General features: G+C 65.8%; 6 protein-coding genes. 5 read left to right on the forward strand and 1 reads right to left on the reverse strand.

Translation table 11 applies throughout. From position 1 onward, the window contains the following. Window positions 1–28 precede the first annotated feature (28 nt). From H0W65_RS11950 to H0W65_RS11965, 4 genes are read left to right on the forward strand one after another with little or no spacing between them, the layout of a single operon-like run. The gene (locus H0W65_RS11950; protein ID WP_294007873.1) at window positions 29–1,951 is read left to right on the forward strand and encodes a heme lyase CcmF/NrfE family subunit; all 1,923 of its coding nucleotides are present in this window, start codon (window positions 29–31) and stop codon (window positions 1,949–1,951) included. After that, the gene (locus tag H0W65_RS11955; protein WP_294007863.1) at window positions 1,948–2,475 is read left to right on the forward strand and encodes a DsbE family thiol:disulfide interchange protein; all 528 of its coding nucleotides are present in this window, start codon (window positions 1,948–1,950) and stop codon (window positions 2,473–2,475) included. Before H0W65_RS11950 ends, H0W65_RS11955 begins: the two co-directional genes overlap by 4 nt. Then, complete coding sequence (locus H0W65_RS11960) at window positions 2,472–2,876, forward strand: cytochrome c-type biogenesis protein (RefSeq protein WP_294007865.1); 405 nt, start codon at window positions 2,472–2,474, stop codon at window positions 2,874–2,876. Before H0W65_RS11955 ends, H0W65_RS11960 begins: the two co-directional genes overlap by 4 nt. After that, on the forward strand, window positions 2,873–3,487 hold the full coding sequence (locus H0W65_RS11965; protein WP_294007867.1) for a tetratricopeptide repeat protein: 615 nt from the start codon (window positions 2,873–2,875) through the stop codon (window positions 3,485–3,487). Before H0W65_RS11960 ends, H0W65_RS11965 begins: the two co-directional genes overlap by 4 nt. Window positions 3,488–3,508: 21 nt before the next feature. On the opposite strand, the gene ald is transcribed toward H0W65_RS11965, so the two are convergent. Continuing rightward, window positions 3,509–4,609 carry an alanine dehydrogenase gene (gene ald / locus H0W65_RS11970; protein WP_294007869.1) on the reverse strand — a complete coding sequence of 367 codons (1,101 nt, stop codon included), beginning with the start codon at window positions 4,607–4,609 and terminating at the stop codon, window positions 3,509–3,511. Window positions 4,610–4,732: 123 nt separating this feature from the next. Here ald and H0W65_RS11975 point away from each other — a divergent pair. Beyond that, the coding region (locus tag H0W65_RS11975) for a potassium transporter Kup (protein ID WP_294007871.1) at window positions 4,733–6,081 on the forward strand (1,349 nt) is incomplete at its 3' end.

Genomic DNA, 6,081 nt, shown 5'->3' on the forward strand with positions numbered 1-6,081 from the left:
AGCCGGCCCAGCCGGGCCCACCAAGGACGTGATCGCCGAGGCGGGCCTCGCCGCGCTGTGGCTCGCCGCCGCGCTCGCCGCGCTGCAACTGGCGCTCTCGCTAGGGCTGGCCGGCGAAGACGGTCGACGGGTCGCCACCGTTCGCGCCGTCGCGGTCGGGCAGGGGCTGCTGACTCTCCTCGCCTTCACCGCGCTGATCGCGCTGTTCTTGCGGTCCGACATGAGCGTGCTGCTGGTCGCCGAGAATAGTCACAGCCAGAAGCCGTGGATCTACAAATTCGCCGGAACCTGGGGCAATCACGAGGGCTCGATGCTTTTGTGGGTGACGGTGCTCGCCCTCGCTGGCGCGGTCGTCGCGCTATTCGAGCGCCGCCTCGACCAGCGCACCTTGGGTGTGAGCTTCGCCGCGCAAGCCGCACTGGCGCTTGGGTTTTTCGCGTTTCTCCTGATTGCCTCCAACCCCTTCGAGCGGCTCAATCCGGCGGCGATCGAGGGGCGGGGGTTGAACCCGTTGTTGCAAGATCCCGGCCTCGCCTTTCACCCGCCGACACTTTATCTCGGTTATGTCGGGCTGTCGGTGGCCTTCAGCCTTGCAGTCGGCGCGCTCGTTACCCGCCAAGTCGGCCCGGCGCTTGCCCGGGCGATGCGGCCATGGGTGCTGGGCGCTTGGGTCTTGCTCACGCTCGGCATCACCGCCGGCAGCTACTGGGCCTATTATGAACTCGGCTGGGGCGGCTGGTGGTTCTGGGACCCTGTCGAGAATGCTTCGTTAATGCCGTGGCTCGCGGCGACCGCGCTGTTGCACAGCTTAAACGTCCTCGCCGCGCGTGGCGCGCTTCGTGCCTGGACGATGATGCTTGCCGTCATCGCCTTTTCGATGTCGATGGTCGGCACGTTCCTGGTCCGATCGGGGATTCTGACTTCGGTCCACAGCTTCGCGGTCGATCCGACGCGCGGGACTTTCATCCTCGCCCTGCTCGCCCTCTATGTCGGCGGCGCGCTGACCCTGTTCGCCGTGCGCATCGCGACGGTCCAGGAGGGCGCTCCGTTCGAGATTGTCAGTCGCGAAGGCGGGTTGGTCGCCAATAATTTGCTCCTTTCGGTCATCCTCGGCGTGGTTTTCGTCGGCACGCTTTATCCGATTTTTGCCGAGGCGTTGTCGGGCGACAAGCTGTCGGTCGGGCCGCCGTATTTCAACAGCGTTGCCAGCCCGCTTGCGCTGGGCCTCGCCGCACTGATGATGATCGCGCCCCAGCTACGCTGGCGCCGCGACAACGCGCCGGTTCTGCCGCGCCTCCTGCCCGGCCTGCTGGTCGCGCTGGCGGCGCTTGGCCTGATCATTGCCCTCTCGCCTGACCTCGGCTGGCTCGAGCGGTTTGGCCTCTCGATCGGCGCTGGCCTCGTCCCGGCTAGCGTCTTGCCGCTGTTTGGTCGCTCGCTGCGCCGCACTCCGCTTGCCACCTGGGGCATGGTCGTCGCTCATCTCGGCGTCGCGGTTGCCATTCTCGGGGCCGCGGCAAACAGTGGCTTCACCCGCGAAACGCTCGCGGCCGTTCGACCGGGCGACAAGGTTGCGGCCGGCCCATGGCTGGTCGAGTTCCGCCAGATATCCGCGCTCGCCGGGCCCAATTGGACCGCGCTCGAAGCCGAGCTGCGCGCCTCGCGCGGAGCCGGAGTAACGGTCCTCAAACCGCAAAGCCGCACCTTTACCGACCCGCCGACCACCACTAGCGAGGCGGCGATCGACACGGTCTGGAACGGGCAGCTCTACACCGTGCTGGGCGAGCAGGACGGGCAAGGCCGCTGGCAGTTGCGCCTGTGGTGGAAGCCGTTCGTAACCTTGATCTGGCTCGGCGGCGCGCTGATCGCGTTCGGGGGCGCCTTAGCCCTGCTCGGCCGCTGGTGGACCGGTCGCCGCGGTCGCCGCCGCGTCGAGGAGGCCGAGCTGTGAGCCACAGGCTTCGCTTCTTGCCGTTGCTCCTGCTGGTGGTCTTCGTCGGCGCGGTCGCGTGGCGGCTTGCCAATCCGATGGACGAGCGGATCGCCTCGCGCATGATCGGTCAGCAGGTGCCGGCCTTCGCGCTATCGCCCGCGGTCCCCGGTAAGCCCGGCCTTGCCTCTGCCGACCTCGTTGCCGGGCAGCCGCGCCTGGTCAACGTTTTCGCCAGCTGGTGCGTGCCGTGCGTCGCCGAAGCCCCGCTACTCCTAGAACTGAACCGCCGCGGCGTGCCGATCGAGGCGGTGGCGGTGCGCGACAAGCCTCAGGATGTCGCCTCCTTCCTCGCCCGCCATGGCGACCCATTCGGCGCGATCGGCTCCGACGCCGACAGCCGGGTCCAGCTCGACTTGGGTTCATCGGGCGTTCCGGAAACTTTCGTTGTCGATGGCCGTGGCGTGATCCGCTATCAGCATATGGGACCGATCGAACCCGGCGATCTCACCACCATCCAGCGGGAATGGGAGGCCGCTAGGTGACTCGCTGGCTAGTCCTCCTCGCTCTCGTCGCCGCGCCGGCGTTGGGCGACGGCAGCCTGCCGCCATCACCCTATGCCAATCGCCAATTGGCGAACCCGAGCCAGGAGGCAGAGGCGCAGGCGCTGATGGAGGAGCTGCGCTGCCTCGTCTGTCAGGGCCAGTCGATCGCCGACAGCAATGCCGAGTTGGCCGGCGATATGCGCGCGCTGGTTCGGCAACGGATTGCCGCGGGTGAAAAGCCCGAAGCGGTTCGATCCTGGCTGATCGGCCGCTACGGCGATTGGGTCAGCTATCGCCCGCCGTTCGAGCCGCTGACCTGGCCACTATGGGGCGCTCCACTATTGCTGCTCGCCGCGGGCGTCCTCTTGCTCCGCAAGCGGCTGGTCAGGCGGCGGCGATGACTGCCTATCTGTGGCTTGCGCTGCTCAGCGCCGGGACGATCGGACTCTTGTGGCTGATGCGGCTGCGCGGGCCGCTGCTGACGCTCGCGGCGGCGGCAGTCGCCTTCGGTTGTGCCGGCTATGCCTTGCAGGGCAGCCCGGGCTTGCCAGAAGCATCCCGCGCGGCCGGAGAAAGAACCCCGCCCATCTCGCTAACTATGGCGCGCAGGATGCTGATGGGTCAGTTCGACAATGCCGATAACTGGCTGACCATCTCCGAAGCGCTCGCCTCGCGCGGCAACAGCCAGGACGCGGCCAATATTCTGCGTTCGGCGGTCCGCGAGCATCCCGGCGACTTCAAACTGTGGGTCGGACTGGGCAATGCGCTCGCGGACCATGCGCACGGCCTTAGCCCGGCCGCACGGTTCGCATTCGGGCGGGCGCAACAGCTCGCCCCCGGCCACCCGGCGCCGGCTTTCTTTCTCGGACTTGCCGCGGCTCGTTCCGGCAATCCCGAGGAAGCGGTAGCCCTGTGGCAAGGCATTCTCGCCCGCGCCCCCGCCAATGCCAGTTGGCGCCCGCTGGTCGAGGACGCGGTGCTGGCGATGGCAGGAGTAAATCCTCCCCGATAAATGCCGGGGAGGATCAGACGCTCAAGCCGCCTCGAACGGCAGGTCGAGTGCTTCCGATACCGCCTGGTGCCTAATCTTCCCGCCCGACACGTTGAGCCCATTGGCGAGGTGCGGATCCTCCGCCATCGCCTTGTCGGCGCCGAGGTTGGCGAGCTTGAGCGCGAACGGCAGGGTCGCATTGTTGAGCGCGAAGGCGCTGGTTCGCGCCACCGCGCCGGGCATGTTGGCGACGCAATAGTGGATGACGCCATCGATCGTATAGACCGGGTCGGCGTGGGTCGTCGCCTTCGAGGTCTCGAAGCAGCCGCCCTGGTCGATCGCAATGTCGACCAGCACGCTGCCGCGCTTCATCGTCTTCAGCATGTCGCGCGTGACCAGCTTGGGCGCCGCGGCGCCGGGCACGAGGACCGCGCCGATTACTAGCTCGGCCTCCTGGACCGCCTGGGCGATCGCCGATTTAGACGCGAAGGCGGTCTTGATCTGACTGCCGAAATGCATGTCGAGGTCGGCCAGCCGGTCGTTGTTGATGTCATAGATGGTGACGTCGGCGCGCTGGCCGGTCGCCATCTGTGCGGCGTTGATCCCGGCGACGCCGCCGCCGAAGATGGCGACCTTGGCCGGCGCCACGCCGGGAACGCCGCCGAGCAAAACGCCGCGGCCGCCTTGTTCCTTTTCCAGGTAATGCGCGCCGACCTGAATCGACATCCGCCCTGCGACTTCGCTCATCGGCTTCAGAAGCGGCAGCGCGCCCGACCGGCTGGTGACCGTTTCATAGGCGATGCAAGTCGCGCCGGACTTCATCAGCCCCTCCGCCTGCGGCTTGTCGGCGGCCAAGTGGAGGTATGTGAACAGCAAGTGCCGCGGCTCGAGCATCGCAATCTCGCCCGGCTGCGGCTCCTTGACCTTGACGATCATGTCGCTCTTGGCGAACACGTCGGCGGCGGTCGGCAGGATGGTGGCGCCGACCTTTTCATAGGCGCTGTCGGAAAAGTCTATGCCCGTTCCGGCTTTGGTCTCCACCAGGACCTCATGGCCCGCCGCGACCAGCTCGGCCACCGAGGCGGGGGTCAGGCCCACGCGATATTCATGGTTCTTGATTTCTTTCGGCACACCGACGCGCATCGTTCGTTCGCTCCAAATTGGGAAAGTGGCGGGGCTATAGACCAAGGCGTGCCGATTGCAGCGTCTTTTTGCCGGTGCTAGGGCGGCGCGCCCCGCGAAGGGTGCCGTGAGGGCCGTGAACGCATGAACATTTCCAGTACCGGAGCCGCCGAGCCCGCCAGCGAGGAGCAGGCGGAAGGCCACGGGCATGGCGGGGGTTCGCTCGCCAAGCTGGCGGTCGGAGCGGTCGGCATCGTCTTCGGCGACATCGGCACCTCACCTATCTACGCCTTTCGCGAAACCTTCGCCGGCCACCACACGCTCCGGCCCGACGCGATTCACATTTACGGCGTCCTCAGCCTGATCTTCTGGTCGATGATGATCATCGTGACGATCAAATATGTGTCGATCATCATGCGCGCCGACAACAAGGGCGAGGGCGGCAGCCTGGCCTTGCTCGCGCTGATCAACCGCTCGACCGGTAGCGACAAGCGCAAATGGACAACCGGTATCGTCCTCCTGGGCGTGTTCGCCACCGCCTTGTTTTACGGCGACAGCATGATCACCCCGGCGATCTCGGTCCTGTCGGCGGTGGAGGGCCTGACCACGGTCAATGCCGGCTTCACGCCCTACGTCATCCCGCTGTCGATCTTCATCCTCGTTTGCCTGTTCGCCATCCAGGCGCGCGGCACGGCCAAGATCGGCTTGCTGTTCGCGCCGATCATGCTTGTCTATTTCTCGGTCATCGCCGTGCTCGGCGTGGTCCATATCGTCGATCACCCGCCGGTGATCTGGCACATGTTCAATCCGTGGAACGCGGTCGCTTTCTTCTTCGACGACCCGATCCCCGGCTTCATCTCGATGGGATCGGTCGTGCTCGCGGTAACCGGCGCGGAGGCGCTCTATTCCGACATGGGCCATTTCGGCCGCAACCCCATCCGCGTGTCCTGGCTGTTCTTCGTCATGCCGGCTCTGCTGCTCAATTATATGGGGCAGGGCGCGATGCTGCTCGCCATGGACCCGGCGCAAGCGGTCGAGACGGTCAAGAATCCCTTCTTTCTGCTCGCTCCCGAAATTCTCCGGCTCCCGCTGGTCATCCTCGCGACACTGGCCACAATCATCGCCAGCCAGGCGGTGATCTCGGGTGCTTTCTCCGTTACCCAACAGGCGATCCAGCTGGGCTTTATTCCGCGCCTGCACATCACTCACACCAGCGAGCATGCCGCCGGGCAAATCTATATCCCGGTGATCAACTGGGCGCTGATGATCATGGTCATCATGCTGGTACTGTTCTTCAAGACCTCGTCGAATCTTGCCGCCGCCTATGGCATCGCGGTCACCGGGGCGATGCTCATCGATGGCGTGCTGATTGCGGTGGTTCTGTTCAACTTATGGAACTGGAACAAGTTTGCCGCCTCGGCCCTGCTCGCAGTCTTCTTCTCCGTCGACCTTCTCTACTTCGGTGCCAACCTTTTGAAGGTTCCCGTCGGCGG

It is taken from the genome of Sphingomonas sp. (assembly GCF_013816785.1).
In the GTDB taxonomy this organism is placed as follows: domain Bacteria; phylum Pseudomonadota; class Alphaproteobacteria; order Sphingomonadales; family Sphingomonadaceae; genus Sphingomicrobium.